General features: G+C 73.5%; 12 protein-coding genes, 2 pseudogenes and 1 riboswitch. Of the genes and pseudogenes, 10 read left to right on the forward strand and 4 right to left on the reverse strand.

Annotation, left to right across the window (positions count from 1 at the left end):
• Positions 1-54 precede the first annotated feature (54 nt).
• A riboswitch (cobalamin riboswitch) is annotated at positions 55-209 on the forward strand.
• A gap of 113 nt (positions 210-322) precedes the next feature.
• From ACIOFR_RS26990 to ACIOFR_RS27000, 3 genes are all read left to right on the forward strand, one after another.
• Positions 323-1,375, forward strand: coding sequence for a peptidase (locus tag ACIOFR_RS26990; protein ID WP_401001631.1), 1,053 nt, complete (start codon positions 323-325; stop codon positions 1,373-1,375).
• Between the two features lie 57 nt (positions 1,376-1,432).
• Entirely contained in the window at positions 1,433-1,900 is a 468-nt protein-coding gene (locus ACIOFR_RS26995) for a flagellar hook-length control protein FliK (protein ID WP_401001633.1), read from the forward strand.
• Positions 1,901-2,173: 273 nt separating this feature from the next.
• Positions 2,174-2,326, forward strand: coding sequence for a hypothetical protein (locus ACIOFR_RS27000; protein WP_401001634.1), 153 nt, complete (start codon positions 2,174-2,176; stop codon positions 2,324-2,326).
• Positions 2,327-2,515: 189 nt separating this feature from the next.
• Here the strand turns inward: ACIOFR_RS27000 and ACIOFR_RS27005 are convergent, their stop codons facing one another.
• On the reverse strand, positions 2,516-3,118 hold the full coding sequence (locus ACIOFR_RS27005) for a hypothetical protein (RefSeq protein ID WP_401001635.1): 603 nt from the start codon (positions 3,116-3,118) through the stop codon (positions 2,516-2,518).
• A 329-nt stretch (positions 3,119-3,447) separates the two neighbouring features.
• On the opposite strand from ACIOFR_RS27005, the pseudogene ACIOFR_RS27010 reads away from it, so the two are divergent.
• From ACIOFR_RS27010 to ACIOFR_RS27020, 3 genes and pseudogenes are all read left to right on the forward strand, one after another.
• Positions 3,448-3,542, forward strand: a pseudogene (locus tag ACIOFR_RS27010).
• A 98-nt stretch (positions 3,543-3,640) separates the two neighbouring features.
• Positions 3,641-4,420: a phytanoyl-CoA dioxygenase family protein gene (locus ACIOFR_RS27015; RefSeq protein ID WP_401001636.1), complete on the forward strand. Its 780-nt coding sequence runs from the start codon at positions 3,641-3,643 to the stop codon at positions 4,418-4,420.
• Positions 4,417-5,310 (forward strand): annotated as a pseudogene (locus ACIOFR_RS27020) (helix-turn-helix domain-containing protein); the annotation flags it as partial. The gene ACIOFR_RS27015 and the pseudogene ACIOFR_RS27020, both read left to right, overlap by 4 nt.
• A 48-nt stretch (positions 5,311-5,358) precedes the next feature.
• On the opposite strand, the gene ACIOFR_RS27025 reads toward ACIOFR_RS27020, so the two are convergent.
• The gene (locus ACIOFR_RS27025; RefSeq protein WP_401001637.1) at positions 5,359-5,958 is read right to left on the reverse strand and encodes a choice-of-anchor C family protein; all 600 of its coding nucleotides are present in this window, start codon (positions 5,956-5,958) and stop codon (positions 5,359-5,361) included.
• 627 nt (positions 5,959-6,585) lie between these two features.
• On the opposite strand from ACIOFR_RS27025, the gene ACIOFR_RS27030 reads away from it, so the two are divergent.
• The gene (locus ACIOFR_RS27030) at positions 6,586-7,299 is read left to right on the forward strand and encodes a TIGR00266 family protein (protein ID WP_401001639.1); all 714 of its coding nucleotides are present in this window, start codon (positions 6,586-6,588) and stop codon (positions 7,297-7,299) included.
• 67 nt (positions 7,300-7,366) lie between these two features.
• Here ACIOFR_RS27030 and ACIOFR_RS27035 read toward each other — a convergent pair whose 3' ends face one another.
• Entirely contained in the window at positions 7,367-8,293 is a 927-nt protein-coding gene (locus tag ACIOFR_RS27035; RefSeq protein WP_401001641.1) for a JmjC domain-containing protein, read from the reverse strand.
• Between the two features lie 91 nt (positions 8,294-8,384).
• A complete protein-coding gene (locus ACIOFR_RS27040; RefSeq protein WP_401001643.1) occupies positions 8,385-9,725 on the reverse strand; it encodes a condensation domain-containing protein in 1,341 nt (446 codons plus the stop codon).
• A 1,489-nt stretch (positions 9,726-11,214) separates the two neighbouring features.
• Here ACIOFR_RS27040 and ACIOFR_RS27045 point away from each other — a divergent pair.
• From ACIOFR_RS27045 to ACIOFR_RS27055, 3 genes are all read left to right on the forward strand, one after another.
• Complete coding sequence (locus ACIOFR_RS27045; protein WP_401001645.1) at positions 11,215-12,627, forward strand: family 2B encapsulin nanocompartment shell protein; 1,413 nt, start codon at positions 11,215-11,217, stop codon at positions 12,625-12,627.
• A 218-nt stretch (positions 12,628-12,845) separates the two neighbouring features.
• Entirely contained in the window at positions 12,846-14,207 is a 1,362-nt protein-coding gene (locus tag ACIOFR_RS27050; RefSeq protein WP_401001647.1) for a family 2 encapsulin nanocompartment cargo protein terpene cyclase, read from the forward strand.
• A gap of 14 nt (positions 14,208-14,221) precedes the next feature.
• Entirely contained in the window at positions 14,222-15,103 is an 882-nt protein-coding gene (locus ACIOFR_RS27055; RefSeq protein ID WP_401001649.1) for a geranyl diphosphate 2-C-methyltransferase, read from the forward strand.
• The last annotated feature ends 75 nt before the right edge of the window (positions 15,104-15,178 follow it).

A 15,178-nucleotide genomic window follows, 5' to 3' on the forward strand; every position in this document is an offset into this window, starting at 1 on the left:
CCCGGAGGTGACGCGGCCGTCCCAAGCCCCACCGGCCGAACCCTTGACCGCGCCTCCGTTCACCCAGGATGATGAACCGTCAGAAAAGCTGACAACTCCGGCAATGGGGGAAGACCGGTCGAAATCCGGCGCTGACCCGCAACGGTAGGCCACCACGCGATCCCGCGCGGAGGCGAGCCCGAACACCCGCCCCCGGAGGCACCGTCCTTCCACCCGTCGCGGACTGCGGGTCGGAGCCCCGACCGTCCCCCGGCCGCGCCCCGCGCGGCGCGCCGCCGGCGCGACCGGGTGCGTCCGGACGCAGGCCCGGAAAGGCCACCCCATGCAGCTGCGCCAGCGCGCCGCCGCCCTCCTCGCCACCGGCACCCTCGCCGTCACCGCGCTCCTGCCCGCCACCACCGCGTCGGCCGACACCCCCGCTCCCGGCGGCACCCGGCGCCCCGACGCCGCCGCAGCCGGCTGGCTCGCCCGCCAACTCGTCGACGGCGACCACTTCGAGACCGTCTTCGACGGCACGGCCTACCCCGACCAGGGGCTCACCGTCGACGCCGTCCTCGCCCTCGCCGCCGCCCGCACCGCCGACGGCGCCGCAGCCAGGGCCACCAGCTGGCTGGCCAGGCCCGACGTCCTCACCGGCTACATCGGCGACGGCGCCACCGAGGCGTACGCGGGCGCGACCGCCAAGCTCCTCCTCGCCGCCGAGGTCCGCGGCACCGACCCCACCACCTTCGGCGGCGTCGACCTGCCCGCCCGGCTGCGCTCCCTGCAGACCCCGGCCGGCCGGTTCTCCGACCGCTCCCAGTGGGGCGACTACAGCAACGCCTTCGGCCAGTCCTACGCGCTGCTCGCACTCGACCGCACGCCCGCCGGAGCCCCGGCCGCCGCCGTCGACTTCCTCGCCGGCAGCCAGTGCGCCGACGGCGGCTTCCCGCTGAACTTCGGCCAGCCGACCTGCGCGAGCGATCCCGACGCCACCGCCCTCGCCGCCCAGGCCCTCGCCGTCACCGGACGCCACGCCAAGGCGCGGGCCGGACTGACCTGGCTGGCCGGCCACCAGCTCCCCGGTGGCGGCCTCGCCGCCGCCGGCGCCGTGAACGGCAACGCCAACACCACCGGCCTGGCCGCCCAGGCCCTGCTCTCGGGCGCCCACCTCCCGGCCGGCCTCAAGGCCCGTACGTTTCTGACCGGCCTCCAGGCGGGCTGCACCGCCCCCACCGCCGACCGCGGCGCCGTCGCCTACGACGCCACCGGCCCGAACCCGGCCACCGCCAAGCGCGCCACCGCGCAGGCCGTCCTCGGCCTCGCCGGCACCGGCCTCGCGCACCTCACCGCCCACGGGGCCCGCCCCGACACCCCGACCCTCAGCTGCCCCTGACCCGTCCCCGACCCTTCCCGACCGCCCGACCGTCACCGAACACCCCTGGAGCAGACCGTGAGCCGCCCCCGACCCCGCCGCAGACTCCTCGCCGCCCTCACCGCGGCCGCCGCCCTCACCGTCGCCCTGGTCGGCGCCACCACCACGGCCGCGCCGCCTGCGAGCGCCGCGGCCTGCACCGGCACCTCCGGCGTCACCGTCGTCGTCGACTTCACCGCCCTCGGCGGTGGCGTCCAGACCGGCTGCGCCCCCGGCGACCCCACCAGCGGCCTCGCCGCCCTCACCGGTGCCGGCTTCGGCTACGCCTTCCACCCGCGCTTCCCGGGCATGGTCTGCCGGATCAACGCGCTCCCGAACCCGTGCAACGGCGCGCCGGTGACCGCGTACTGGTCGTACTGGCACGCCGCGCACGGCGGCCCGTGGAGCTACAGCACCCTCGGCGCGGGCAGCTACGACCCGGCGCCGGGCGACGTCGAGGGACGGGCCTTCGGCGCCGGCTCCCAGCCGGGCATCACCGCCCCCTGACCCCGCGCGGCGGCCGCCCCGGAGGCACGGCGCGCGCAGCCGTACCCCGGGCGGCGTTCCCGGCGGGCCGCAGGGGTGCCGACGGTGGCTCCCCGATCCGATGATCAGCCGTTGAACGCACGGTAAACCTTCGATCGATAGGGCTTGGATCCGGATGGGCCATTAATGCAAGGCGGTCGCCGCTCTCTTGGTGTAGAATCAGAAGCGCAAGGGGGTCGCAGGATGAGCATCACGACGATGCGGGCGGCCCCCGACTCCAGGGGGAGATCCATCATGAGTTACCACTACGAGGCGATCCAGGCGACGATCGACGAGCGACTGCGGGTGGCCGAGCAGGACCGCATCGTCCGCGCGCTGCGGCTCAAGAACCGCGCCGAACGCTTCCAGAAGCGGGCCCGCCAGGCCCTCGACAGCCTGACCGCATGAGCACCCGGCCGGGAACGGGCCGTCACCGTGACAACGGTGGCGGCCCGTTCTGCTTCCCCGCCGGAGCACCCGTCACGCCCTGATCCGCGCGGTGGGACCTCCCGCGCCTCACCGTGCCGCGCCCGGACCGTCGCCGACCTGATCGACCGTCCGGCGCACGACCCGCGGTTCGCCGAAGCCCTACGGGGCCTACGGCCGGTCGAGCAGTTCGACGTCGAACTCCTCAAGCGCCTGCACCCGGACGCCGGACGCCTCCGTCGCCTTGGCGCGGAGCCGCGCCTGCGGCCCCCGGGTGGCCTCCAGCGCCGCGCGGTCGCGGAAGATCGCGCCGACGCTCCCGAGCCCGCGCGCCCGGTCGATCAACAGCGCGCCGCCGGCGAACCCGTCCAGTGTCTCCAGCCCGGGAAGCGCCGTCGCCTCGAACGTCTCCACCAGCCGGTCGGCCGCCGTCGGGTCGAACTCCAGGCGCACCAGCCGGAACCCGGCCCCCGGCCGAGCGTCGCCCCGACGGGCCACCGCGGCCTCCCAGCGGGCCACGGTGATCGTCCCCTCGAACGCGGTCAGCAACTCCTGGCGCCGGTCGCGCAGCGCCGCGTAGCTGTCCCGCTCGTTCTGCTCGCTCTCCCACCACGATCCCAGCAGGATCTTCCCGAGCCGCCGGTCCGAGAAGCAACTGAACCCCCGGTAGCCGGCCTGGCCCGACAGCAGCCCGACGGACTCGGCCTTCAAACCCTCCAGCGCCTCGTCGGCCAGCGCCGGATCACCGGTCAGGTAGATGGTGCGGACGTACATGGCTGCGCCTCCGTCCCGGTCCGCCGCGGAACGGGCACCCCGGACCCGCCCCGCCCACCTTCCATCGCACGCCCGACGCGACCTCCGGTCAAACGCTGAGCGCCGCGACACCACCTGTGAAGGCGCCCGCCGACCTCCGGAACGTCCGCGGCCACGGCCCCGGGTCGGCAGGGGGCGCCGGTCCAGCAGCACGCCGACCCCCGTCCGGCACAACCCCCGGCACGGCCGCCGCGCGGGTCGGCGCCGTCAGCCGCCGGTCAGCACAGGGTCAGGCCGGCCGGGCATGCTGAGCACACGTCAAGGGGCCGCCGCCGCGGGGTCCCCGGTCGGGAGAGGTGCCCGGAGCGGTTCATCGGGTGCCTGGCCAGTGATGGCCGAGCAGGGTCCCTCGGGGCCCGCGCAGGTTCGAATCCTGCCCTCTCCGCCCCGAATCCGAGTGCCGCGCACGAGGTCCGGATTGCCCACCGGGCTGTCCGCTCCACCCCTCGGCCCGGCCCGTCCCGCGCTCCTAGGGTTCCCGTCATGACCGAACACCTCGGCGCGGATGCGCTCACCACCTACCGTGAGAACGGCTTCCTCCTGGTCAAGGGCCTGATCGGCAAGGAGGAGGCACGGGCCCTGCGCGAGGAGTGCCACGCCCTCCTCGGCCGGCTCGCCGACGGCCCCGACCCGACCTGGGGGAGCGCCCGCGAGCTCGTCGACGAGTCCGTCCTGCGGCACGAGCTCCGGCACTGCCATGACGTCCAGTTCCACTCGGCGGCGTTCACCCGGCTGCTGACCGAGCCGCGGTTCACCGATGTCGCGGCCGCCGTGATCGGCAGCCCGAACGTCCAGCTGCACCACACCAAGATGTTCGTCAAGCCGCCGGAGACCGGCTCGCCCTTCCCGATGCACCAGGACCACCCGTTCTTCCCGCACCGGGGTCACGCGGTCGCCGCCGCGATCATCCACCTCGACGACGCCCCCGAGGAGAAGGGGTGCGTGCGCGTCGTCCCCGGCAGCCACCTCGGCGGACCGCTGCCCCACATCGAGGACGGCAGCTGGCACCTGCCGACCGACGAGTGGCCCCTGGAGGACGCGGTTCCCTGCCCGGCCGAGGCGGGCGACGTGCTGTTCTTCGGCTACCTCACCGTCCACGGTTCGGGTCTCAACACCTCCGCCGAGGCGCGCACCACCGTGCTGGTGCAGTTCCGCGACCCCGCGGACCGACCCACGGACGACCAGCACCGCGACTCGCTCGGGCAGGGCATGATGCTGCGTGGCATCGACCCCACCGGCCGCAAGGAGGCCGATCCCGCATGACCGATCCGGCTCGGGCCGCCGCAGCCGTCCGCCTGCTCAGCTCCGCGCCGCTGGGCCTCGGCCTCGGCGGCAGGCGGGTGGACTTCGTCGGCTGGGGGTTCTACCCGCCCGAGCCGTGGCGCAACTACTGGCACAGCCACTCGTTCTACGAACTCTGCTACGCGTACGGCGGCCGCGGGGTGTTCCGTACCGGGGAGACCGAGCACCCGGTCGGGCCGGGGGACCTGTTCCTGGCCAGACCGGGTGACGTCCACGAGATCGTGGCGGACCGGGACGACCCGCTCGGCATCGTCTTCTGGTCGTGGACGATGCTGCCCGACCGTGCCACGAAGCACCAGGCCCGCCCCGGCGGTGTCGCCGACCTCCTCAAATCGCTCGCGACCGGTCCGCGCCAGGTGGTCCCCGTCCTCGACACCGCGCTGCCCCGACTGCTCCGGGAGATCGTCGAGGAGGCCGCCGCCCCGGGGCCCGGCGCCGACGACCTGCTGGCCGCGCTCGGCTCCGCCCTCGTCCTCAGCTGCGCCCGGGCGTTCGCCGACCAGCCGGCCCCGGTCCGGACCCCGGTGAGCCCGGACGGGCACGAGGGCACCCTGGCCGCCGTCATGGTCCGCTACCTGGAGGACAACTTCGACGCCCCGGTCCGGGTGCGGGACGTGGCCGCCCAGGTGCACCTGAGCGAGCGGCACGCGGCCCGGCTGTTCCAGCGCGCCTCGGGCCGTACGATCATGGGCTACCTCGCCGGCTACCGGCTGGGCGTCGCGGCCCAGCACCTGGCCGACCCGGCGCACCGCTCGACCTCGGTCGCGGCGATCGCCCGCTCCTGCGGCTGCCCGGACGCCCGGCACTTCGGTGCCGTGTGCCGGAAGCACTGGGGATTGCTCCCGACGGAGCTGCGCGCGCGGCACGGAACGACCCACCTCCTCGGCGGGTCGGGTCGGTCAACCGCAGCACGGCTTGCACTCCTTGACCTGGACGTTGTCGATGACCGGGCCGTAGGCCCCGGCGAGGGTGCTGGTGAAGCTCAGGGTGGTGGACGGGCCCTGGGCGACGAAGCTGAACTGGTGCCCGACGTAGCCCATGGCGGCCTTCGTCCTGCCGGTGATGTCGAAGGAGAAGTCCTGGAAGTCCTGGCCGTCGATGAGGGCCCGGCCGGTGCGCAGGGCAGGTCCGCCCTCCGGGTTGCCGGCCAGCGCGTAGGTGACGGAGTAGGTGGTGCCCGCGACGGTGGTGAAGCTCTGGGCGACGGTGCCGGCGGCGGATCCGTTGAGGTCGAGTGACTGGTTGCCCTCGGCGGCCTGCCAGAATCCGGCGCCGATCAGGTCGACACTGCCGGCGGTGACGTTCCACGGGCCGAGGGTCTGACCGGCGGACAGCGTGGTGAAGGCGTTCGCCGGGGCCTCGGGCGTCTCGAAGCTGCCGTCGTCGAAGTGGCTGAGGGCGCGGTGGCCGCCGGCGGCCTGGGCCGGTGAGGCCAGGGCGGCGGCGGTGCCGGCGACGAGCAGGGCGGCGACGGCGATGCGGGTGCGCGAGCGCGGCATGGGTGTCCTCCAGGGGCTGGCGGTCGGGACGACCGGAGATCGGCCGTGCACAGAGCGTCTGTCGTCGTCGTGATCCCTGCCAAGGCCGCACGGGTGGCGCCCGGTGTCGCGGGATCCCGCGGGCGGACTCCCGCGCGCCGGTTTCGGAGGGCACGGACCCGCCGTACCGGACCGGGCGGGCCGACCTGCACGGCCGGTACGCGGCGGACCGCCCCCGGAGGGCGTCCATCCGGGGGAGTGGAACGGACCGTGCACGCCCCTACTGAGAAGCCCACGCCGGCCGGGTCGTGCGGCACCCCGAAGCGGACGTCACGACCCGGCTGCCACCGGCTGACCGGCCGTGACCGGAGGGGTTCGGGGGGCGGTGCCGCGAGGTCGACCCGCCGGACGGCCGTACCGGTGATCCGCGGCGGGCCCTGCCCGGCGGCCGACCGCGCGACGGCCGGTCCTGACGACTTCGGGCCGGCGACCGGCGGTGGCGGGCCGCCGGTGGCGGCCACGGTGTGCGCCGACGGCCGCGCCGGGAGAGCATCGAGCCGCAGGGGAGTCACCGGCTCCCACCCGAGGACGTTGCACCCGGGGCCGTCGGCCCGGGGATGCGCCGGTCCCGAGAGAAGGGGCAGCACGATGCGCGTCGACACCCGTCACCAGCCCGGATTCGCGGTGGCCCGCTGCGTACTCGACCCCGGCGAGACGCTCGTCGGGCAGTCGGGCAGCATGTACGCCTGCAGTCAGGGCCTGGAGGTGGGGGCGAAGGCCGAAGGGGGCGTTCTCTCCGGCCTCAAACGGGCCGCGCTCGGCGGCAGCTCCCTCTTCCTGACCCGCTACACCGCCTCAGCGCCCGGCGGCTGGGTCGACCTCGTCCACCGGCTGCCCGGGGACGTCGCCGCGGTCGAGGTCGCGGCCTCCGGCCCGGCCGGTCCGCTCCAGGTGACCCAGGGCAACTGGCTGGGGTGCTCGGCGGGGATCGAACCCCAGACCAAGTGGGCCGGCATGCAGAACCTGCTCGGCGGCAAGGGCGGGTTCGTCCTGCGGATGGAGGGCGCCGGAACGGTCGTCGTCGGGTGCTACGGCGCCCTGGACAGCGTGGTCCTGGCCGACGGCGAGAGGATGACGGTGGCCACCGGCCAGGTCGTCGCGTACGACGCCACGGTCAACCTGGCCGTCAGGCGCCTGGTCCAGGGACGCACCATCGGCTCGCTCAAGACCGGGCAGTTCCTGGTGTGCGACTTCACCGGGCCCGGCCGGCTCCTGCTGCAGAGCCGCAACCCCAGCGCGCTGGCGTCCTTCGTCCAGGAGTCGGTCCAGGACAAGGCCGCGGACGTCACCGAGAACGACTAGGCCGGACCGGGCCCGGAGCCGGACCGGGCCCGGAGCCACGGGCGGCAGCCCCCCGCGCCGAGCCGGGTCAGGCCGGGTCGGCGTACCCGGCCGCCAGCGTGCTCAGCGAGATCGGCGAGCGCGGTGCGGGCAGGGCGGCCAGCTTCCTGTGCCGTGCGTGGTGCACCAGGTCCTCGGGCGTCAGGTCGGCCAGGGCCGCGCGGACGTGGCCGAGCATCGCGGTGGCCGCGGCCAGGACCGCGTCGTCGTCCAGCGGGCGGGTCTCGACGTTCATGGACCTGCCCGACAGCTTCTGGAGGCTGCGGAACAGGTCGCCCAGGTGGATCTCGCGGATGGTCAGCGACAGGTGCACCGAGAGACCTTCGTTGCCGACGGCCTGGTGGGCGAACCCCCGGGGGATGTAGAGGACTTCGCCGGCGTGCAGGGTGGCCCGCAGTACCTCCGCCGGTGGCTCGCCGTCGATCCGGCCGTGCCGCCAGTTGCCGTCCGCGGGCCCCTCGTGGACGCCCCAGGACTTGCTGCCGTTGAGCTGGATGACGAGGACGTCCGCGTCGTCGCGGTGCAGGGGCACCCCCTGGGTGCCGGGAGGCGTCACGAAGCAGAACGCCTCCACCGCGCGCTGCAGTTCGGCGGAGAGCCGGGCGAGCAGATCGCGGGTCGGGCCGTGCCACTGGTCGACCCGGCGCATCAGCAGGGTCGCGCCGTCGTCGAGCAGCGCCCGGATCTTCCCCTCGTCGGCGAACCCGCCGTACGAGGCGTCGTAGACCGCGCGCGGGGTCAGGTAGTCGTCGGGGCCGAGCGGGTCCTGCGCGCGCGTCATCTCCACGTACGGCTCGTGCAGGAAGCCGGTGGCGAGTGCGGCGTCGACGTCGGCCAGGGTGAAGGGGCTTCGCGCGCCCCCCTCCGGCCGGAAGACGCCCGGTCGGCGGCGCCAGTACGCGGCGGTGAAGTCGGTGGGGTCGCCGACCCACTGGGCCAGAGTCGGAGCGTGCACGGTTCCTCTTCCCTCTGCTGTCATTCGGGTGTCGACGGGGCGGGGTGGCCCCGGCGAGGGCGCTTCCAGTACGGCCGGTGAACGTGCCGGCTCAGAACGAGGGTCGAGGCCCGGGGGCGAGCGCGGCGGCCGCGGCGAGCACGTCGTCCAGGACCGCCCGGGCCAGCGGCCGGCCCACCCGCTGCCCGTCGAAGCGCAGACCGATGGTGAGACGGTCGCGGAACTCGGAGCACCGCAGGTGCAGTGCGTGGATGTCGGTGACGGCGACCCGGCGCAGCCGGTAGGCGTCAGCGGTGATCCGCAGCGATCCGGTGTCCCGGTGGACCGCGTAGTCGCCCTGGAACCGGCGCAGGTTCAGGTAGATGTCGCGACCGACCGGGGCGCCGTACCGCGCCTCGGTCTCCCGCGTCACCGCCGTGATCTCCTGCGCGGTCAGCCGCTGGTGCTTGAGTGCGTTCAGCAGCTGGTCACGGACCTGCCCCCGGACCGTCTCGGGGTCGCCGGCCGCGTCGGTGACGGTCAGTGGGCAGGAGGCGGCGAACATCCCGACCACCTCCTGGTCGCGAGACGACCGGGAGTCCATGGACGTCCACAGGCCCAGTTCGGTCCTGCCGGTGCGGACCGCCAGCGCGTGGACGAAGGTGCCGGCCGTCCACTGCAGTACGCCCAGCCGGCGATCGGCGCAGGCGTGGCGCAGTGCCGCGGTGGCGGGGGCGTCGAGTTCGGCCCACAGCGACCCGCTCTCGGTGGCCGTCGCGCCGTCCGGGCGGACCCACGGGGTGCGGGCCTGGAACCCGAGGCGTTCCCGCCGGTAGGCCAGGGCCCGTTCCCGCTGGGCCGGGGTGGTTGCGGCCCGCTGCCTGACCGCGGCCTGCGCGAACGACGGTGCGCTGTCCGGTACCGGGTCGCCACGCCGGACGGCCTCGTAGTCGCGCCACACCTCGTGGGCGAACAGGTGGTGCGCGCGCCCGTCGAAGACCAGGTTCTGGAAGGTGGCGAGCAGCGCGTGCCGGTTCGCGTCGTGGCGCAGCAGCCGGATGGCGAACGGCCGTTGCTCGCCGTACTGCCACGGGGCGACGCAGTCGCGGGAGAGGAGTGCGGAGGCGTAGCGGGAGAACTGGTCGGCAGACGTGGCGGCGACCCGCTGGCACTCGACGACCTGTTCCTGCGCGCCGACGGGCCTGATCCACTGCTCGGGACGGGCCCCGGGGTCGGGGGGCAGGTGCAGGTGCAGGGCGTCGTGCCGGGTGACGAAGGCGCGGACGGCCGCGAGCAGGGCGTCGGTGTCGAGCTCGCCGACGATCTCGAAGGCGAGCTGGACGTTCTTGTGGGCCCAGCCGCTGCTGCGGGTCTTGGCGTGGAACCAGTCCTGCTCGTAGGTGAACGGCACGGGGGTGCCGGGCGCCGGCCGGGCGGGGTTCAGGTCGGGCACGGGTGTTCCTTCCCGGTCTCCGGGCGGTGGGCGGACGGGCCGCCCGCGACGATCCGGCCGTCGTCGAGCCGGTGGTGTCCGAGCACCGTGGACCGGACGTGCGTCTCACCGGTCGGCGGTCCCGGCGCCCTCTGTGCGGCGCCGGCGTGTGCCGAGAGGAGTTCCCGGTACACGCCGGCGCTGGTGCGCCCCGAGGACGGGGCGCGGAGGTGGCGGACTCAGGTCCGCCACGGTGGGCCGGGCGGGGTCACCGCCCGGCCGGGGAGGGCCGTCGTCAGATGACGCAGTGCGAGGCGATCGCGAACTGGCCACCCACGATGTCGTCCAGCTCCTCGTCGGAGAGCTCGGTGATGTCGATGTCGTCGAAGTTGTTCATGACGTTCCTTTCAGAAGCGGCTTCCCCGCGGCCGCAGATCGGGTACCGCCGCGGATGCGGCTGTTTCCTCGATTTCCTCGGAAAGGCCACCAGGGGGCCCATGGCCGGCCAAGAACCGTGGCAACACCAGGTCGTGTGGCTCGGGGAAGCTTAGATTGACGGTTATTCACCATCTCCCGGTCGGGCTGACCGGATGTCAAAACCATAGAGCCACTTGAGTCGGATATGCAAGGTCGGCCCGGCAATTCCCGGAAATCGACAGGCGTCCGGAAAATGGCATGCCGAAACGGCCGGGGGTGCCGGCCGGAAATTCGTGAATTTCCGGCCGGAATCACCGGCCGTGCAATTCTTCTGTTGTGTGGGATTCAGTGCCCGGCGGTCGCGGGCGGCCGGTGTGCCGTGTGGGGCGCCCGCTCGTCGATCCGCGGGTCCTGGCGTGCGAGGTCGCGGAGCAACGGCAGCTCGGACCACGCGGTGGTCGTCCTGCTGCTCGGTGACGGCGGCGGCCACCGCCGTGGCGCAGACGCCGCGGCGGCGCGGACGGGACGGTTCACGGCAGGATCCCTCGGATCAAAAGGAGTGGGGCAGACACGAACGACGAGGCGCACGACACGCGGTGCGTTCGCTGCCGATGTCTGGATTGTTGCCCGTGGGCCATCGCCCGACCAGGCACGATGCCCGTCATCAAGGTGTCAGGGCGCCAATAAGACAGGGGGAGGAAATGGGTGAAACAGACATGACGGGTGGTCATTCCGCGCTGCGGCGGGAAGAGCGCGGTCCTTCGGCCGGGAAACGTCCCCGGCGGCCTCGCCCGCCGGGCCGGCCGCACCGGGCCGGGTCCCGGCCCGGTGCGCCGTCCGGCGGACCGGCTTCCGGCAGGTCGGATACCACCGGGGCGGTTCGCAAACCTTGAACCGCGCAAGATCACCGCATCGGGCTAACGCGGGTCGGATGCCGGGCCCGACCGGCCGTCCCGACGGCAAGCTTGATCCCGGAGACGAGCGGAGACGCCGGTTGCCCGGACTTCGTCGTGCCCCGCCCCCGGCCACAGCTGAGATGGATGTCGGCCGGTCCCCGCCCTTGTGAACCCTTATCCGAAGGGGAGCCCGCCCGATGACGGTGGACACCAGCCAGCAAGCGCCCTCGCAGTCGACCGCACAGAGCAGTCTGAGTACCGCGGCCGCCCGCAACCTTGCCACCACCACCAAGTCCGCGCCGCAGATGCAGGAGATCACCTCCCGCTGGCTGCTGCGGATGCTCCCCTGGGTGGAGACCCGGGGCGGCACCTACCGGGTGAACCGGCGGCTGACCTACACCGTCGGCGACGGACGGATCGACTTCGTCCAGGACGGCGCCCGGGTCCGGGTGATCCCCCGTGAGCTGGGCGAACTCGCCGTCCTGCGTGGATTCGACGACGTGGCCGTGCTGACCGCACTCGCCGACCGCTGCGTCCAGCGGGACTTCCGGGCCGGTGAGGTGCTCGTCGAGCGCGGCGCCCCCGCGGAGCAGATCCACCTGATCGCCCACGGCCGGGTCCGGCAGACCTCCGTCGGCCAGTACGACGACGTGGTCGCCGTCGCCGTTCTCGCCGACGGCGGCCACTTCGGCGAGAACGCCCTGCTGGACGCCGACGCGCGCTGGGACTGCACCGCCACGGCCGAGACCGCGGGCACCCTGCTCACCCTCACCCGCGCCGACTTCGACGCCGTCCTGGCCACCGCGCCGGAACTCCGGGCCCACGTCGAGCACTTCACCGCGATTCCGCTCCAGCGGCAGAACCGGCACGGCGAGGCCGAGATCGCCATGTCGGCCGGCCACACCGGCGAGGCCGAACTGCCCGGAGCCTTCGTCGACTACGAGCTCAACCCGCGGGAGTACGAACTCTCCATCGCCCAGACCGTGCTGCGGGTGCACACGAGGGTCGCCGACCTCTACAACGAGCCGATGAACCAGACCGAGGAGCAGCTCAGGCTCACCATCGAGGCGCTGCGCGAGCGCCAGGAGTACGAGCTGATCAACAACCGCGACTTCGGCCTGCTCCACAACGCCGCCTTCAAGCAGCGGATCCAGACCCACTCCGGTGCGCCGACCCCCGACGACCTGGACGAGCTGCTCTGCCGCCGGCGCGGTTCCCGGTTCTTCCTGGCCCACCCCAGGGCGATCGCGGCCATCGGCCGGGAGTTCAACGCCCGCGGCCTCTACCCGGACCACGTCGACCTCGGCGGCCAGCAGGTGCCGGCCTGGCGCGGTGTCCCGATCCTGCCCTGCAGCAAGATCCCGATCACCGAGGAGAACACCACCTCGATCCTCGTGATGCGGACCGGGGAGGACAAGCAGGGCGTCGTCGGCCTGCACCAGACGGGTCTGGCGGAGGAGTACGAGCCGGGCCTGTCCGTACGGTTCATGGGCATCGACGAGAAGGCGATCATCTCCTACCTGGTCACCACGTACTACTCCGCGGCGATCCTGGTGCCCGACGCGCTCGGCGTTCTGGAGAACGTGCAGATCGGTCAGCGGCGCGGCTGACGCGGCACGGTCCGGCACGGTCCTCGACGGCAGAGGTACCGTGCCTCGCCCTGTCGTGCCCTGACGCCCTGTCCCCCCACGCCCCGCCCCTGTCCCCCCACGCCCCGCCCTGTCCTCCACGCCCCGGCCCGCGCTGCCCGACCGTGACCGCGGGACGTACCCCTCGGGCCGGGCCGGTGTGCCCCGGGACGTCCCACCACCTCACCAAGGAGCCACGGATGCCCGATCCTCCACCTCCGCCCGAGAGGCCGGGCCCGCCGCCCGCCGCGGCCCGCCCCGGCCTCGGCCTCCGGCCGGGATCCGGCGGCCCCGGACTGCCGGGACCGCCGTCTCTCGCCCGTCCCGCCGCAGGGGCCGTACCCGTCGGCGCGCCGGCCGCCGTGCCGGTGGCCGAGCCCGCACCGCCGGTTCCGGTGCTGCCGGTTCCCGCAGTGCCCGACCCGGTGCTGCCGGCCGCTTTCGCGGCGCCACCGCCGAGCCCCGTTCTGGAGCGGGTCCTGCGTGGCCCGAGCGGTCTGGGCACGGCGGGGCTCCAGCTGGCCCGTCAGGTCCAGGAACCGCCCGCGCCGGCGGCGTCCACGGGGCCGGCCGGGCCGGTGGCGGGCACCCCGGTTCCGGGGCTGTACCACCACCCGGTGCAGGAGCCCGACGCCGCGCGGGTGGAGGAGGTCAGCCGCAGGATCAAGGCGTGGGCGGTGGAGGAGGTCGAGCTGTTCCCCCCGGACTGGGAGGACCAGTTCGACGGGTTCTCCCTGGGCCGCTACATGGTCGCGTGCCATCCCGACGCCCCGACCGTCGAGCACCTGATGATCGCCACCCGGCTGATGGCGGCGGAGAACGCCCTCGACGACGTCTACTGCGAGGACCACGGCGGCTCGCCGGTCGGTCTCGGCAGCCGCCTGCTGCTCGCCCACACCGCACTCGACCCGCTCCACACCACCTCCGAGTACCACCCGGACTGGGTGGCGTCACTGCAGGAGGACGCGCCGCGGCGGGCCTACCGCTCGGCCATGCAGTACTTCGTCCAGCAGGCCGGCCACTCGCAGGCCGACCGGTACCGGCACGACATGGCCCGGCTCCACCTGGGGTACCTCGCCGAGGCGGCCTGGGCCGAGACGGACCACGTCCCCGAGGTGTGGGAGTACCTGGCGATGCGCCAGTTCAACAACTTCCGCCCCTGCCCGACCATCACCGACACCGTCGGTGGCTACGAACTCCCGGCGGACCTGCACGCGCTGCCCGCGATGCAGCGGGTCATCGCACTCGCCGGGAACGCGACCACCATCGTCAACGACCTGTACTCGTACACCAAGGAGCTGGCCAGTCCCGGCCGGCACCTGAACCTGCCGGTGGTGATCGCCGAACGGGAGAAGCTCCCCGTCCGCGAGGCCTACCTGAAGGCCGTCGAGGTGCACAACGACCTGATGCACGCCTTCGAGGCCGAGGCCGCCGAGCTGGCCGCCGAGCTGCCCTCGCCCAGCCTGGTGCGCTTCCTCCGCGGCGTGGCCGTCTGGGTGGACGGCAACCACTACTGGCACCAGACCAACACCTACCGCTACAGCCTGCCCGACTTCTGGTAAGAACGGATTCACCTGTGACCAATACCGAACTGACGACCACGACCTCCTCCGCGTTCATCCCCGGCCCGGCGACCCCCTACCAGGGCGACATCGCCCGTTACTGGGACCACGAGGCTCGGCCGGTGAACCTGCGTCTGGGCGACGTCGACGGTCTCTACCACCACCACTACGGCATCGGTGACGTCGACCACGCCGCGCTCGGCGACCCCGAGGACAGCACCTACGAGAAGAAGCTGATCGCCGAGCTCCACCGTCTGGAGTCGGCGCAGGCCGAGGTCCTGCTGGACCACCTCGGTGCCGTCGGGCCCGAGAGCACGCTCGTGGACGCCGGCTGCGGCCGCGGCGGGTCGATGGTGATGGCGCACCAGCGGTTCGGGTCCACGGTCGAAGGCGTGACCCTGTCGGCCAAGCAGGCCGAGTTCGCGAACCGGCGCGCCCGGGAGCTGGGGATCGGGGACTCCGTCCACGCCCGTGTGTGCAACATGCTCGACATGCCCTTCGAGACCGGGCAGGCCGCGGCCTCCTGGAACAACGAGTCGAGCATGTACGTCGACCTGGACGACCTGTTCGCCGAGCACTCCCGGGTGCTCGGCGTCGGCGGCCGCTACGTGACCATCACCGGCTGCTGGAACCCCCGTTACGGCCAGCCGTCGAAGTGGGTCTCCCAGATCAACGCGCACTTCGAGTGCAACATCCACTCCCGCCGGGAGTACCTGCGGTCCATGGCCGACAACCGCCTCGTCCCGCAGGCCGTCATCGACCTGACCCCGGCGACGCTGCCGTACTGGGAGCTGCGGGCCACGTCCTCGCTGGTCACCGGTATCGAGGAGGCGTTCATCAACTCGTACCGGGACGGCTCGTTCCAGTACCTGCTGATCGCGGCCGACCGGGTCTGAGCACCCACCGGTGCCTCCCGGCCCCCGGGTCCGGGAGGCACCGAGCGGGCCTGCCCGTAGCCGCGGTGGGCCGCT

This window comes from Kitasatospora sp. NPDC088346, from assembly GCF_044740765.1.
Lineage (GTDB): Bacteria > Actinomycetota > Actinomycetes > Streptomycetales > Streptomycetaceae > Kitasatospora.

Excerpts from the sequence above, each read along its gene's own strand:
- ACIOFR_RS27025 (WP_401001637.1), bottom strand. The coding sequence starts at position 5,958 with ATGCCGCGCTCGCGCACCCGCATCGCCGTCGCCGCCCTGCTCGTCGCC.
- ACIOFR_RS27050 (WP_401001647.1), top strand. The coding sequence starts at position 12,846 with ATGCCCGATCCTCCACCTCCGCCCGAGAGGCCGGGCCCGCCGCCCGCC.
- ACIOFR_RS27030 (WP_401001639.1), top strand. The coding sequence starts at position 6,586 with ATGCGCGTCGACACCCGTCACCAGCCCGGATTCGCGGTGGCCCGCTGC.
- ACIOFR_RS27045 (WP_401001645.1), top strand. The coding sequence starts at position 11,215 with ATGACGGTGGACACCAGCCAGCAAGCGCCCTCGCAGTCGACCGCACAG.
- ACIOFR_RS27015 (WP_401001636.1), top strand. The coding sequence starts at position 3,641 with ATGACCGAACACCTCGGCGCGGATGCGCTCACCACCTACCGTGAGAAC.
- ACIOFR_RS27000 (WP_401001634.1), top strand. The coding sequence starts at position 2,174 with ATGAGTTACCACTACGAGGCGATCCAGGCGACGATCGACGAGCGACTG.
- ACIOFR_RS26990 (WP_401001631.1), top strand. The coding sequence starts at position 323 with ATGCAGCTGCGCCAGCGCGCCGCCGCCCTCCTCGCCACCGGCACCCTC.
- ACIOFR_RS27005 (WP_401001635.1), bottom strand. The coding sequence starts at position 3,118 with ATGTACGTCCGCACCATCTACCTGACCGGTGATCCGGCGCTGGCCGAC.